Genomic DNA, 938 nt, shown 5'->3' with positions numbered 1-938 from the left:
TTGACGGGCGAGGATCGCGCGCTGCTGAAGCAGGTGGCGCGGCTGAATGTGTGGCGGCGGGGGGAGCGGCGTGCTCCGCACAAGCCGTTGTTGCTGTTGGTGGCGCTGGGGCGGCTGCTGGGCGGCGGTCGGCGGCGCTTGAGCTATGCGGAGGTTGAGCAGACGTTGCGCCCGTTGCTGGAGATGATCGCGCCTCCGGTGGCGAAGTGTCGGCATTCACCGGACAACTCTTACTGGTACCAGCAGAACGATGGGCTTTGGACGGTGGACCAGGCCGAGGCGCTGGAGCGAACGCGCAGCGGGTATCCGACCATGGCGGCCTTTCGTTCCTCCACGGGCGGTCTGCCCGATGCGATGGCGGAGTGGTTGCTGGCCGAGCCGGCGCTGGCTCAGGCGGTGGTGCAGCAACTGCTGGTGAGCTATTTTCCCGAAACCTTGCATGAGGATATTTGCCTGGCGGTTGGTCTGAAGGCGCTGGCGGCGGTTGCGCTTGATGCGCTGATGGCTGAGGTGGAAGCCGAGGCGGTGGCTGGGGCTGAGGCCGAGGCTAAGGCTGGGGCTGAGACCGGGACGCGGTGGGTGCAGCGGCGGGCGCGTGATCCGGCCTTTCGTTCAGCGGTGCTTGAAGCCTACGAGTATCGCTGTGCGTTCAGCGGCTTTCGCGCGGCGCTGGCGGGAAGTTACACCGGGTGCGAGGCGGCGCATGTGCAGTGGCATGCTTACGCTGGCCCGGATAGCGTCGCCAATGGGCTGGCGTTGGAGCCGACGATGCACAAGCTGTTCGACCTGGGCGCTTGGACGCTGACGGATGATCGGCGGATTCTGGTGTCGGCGCGGCTGACGGGGAGTGATGTGGCGATGGAGCGGGTGCGGGTGCGGCATGGTGAGCCGCTGCTGGAGCCGTTGCCGGGGCAGCCGCTGATTGATCTGGAGTTTAT

General features: G+C 66.6%; 1 protein-coding gene. It reads left to right on the top strand.

Going from position 1 to position 938, the window contains the following annotated elements:
• Window positions 1–938: phosphorothioated DNA-binding restriction endonuclease (locus CKO36_RS19225; protein WP_200286501.1), on the top strand; the 938-nt coding region annotated here is incomplete at both ends.

It is taken from the genome of Rhabdochromatium marinum, assembly GCF_016583795.1.
Taxonomy (GTDB): Bacteria; Pseudomonadota; Gammaproteobacteria; order Chromatiales; family Chromatiaceae; genus Rhabdochromatium; species Rhabdochromatium marinum.
Note: the sequence above shows the minus strand (reverse complement) of the source record. Positions and strands in the feature narration are given on the sequence as shown.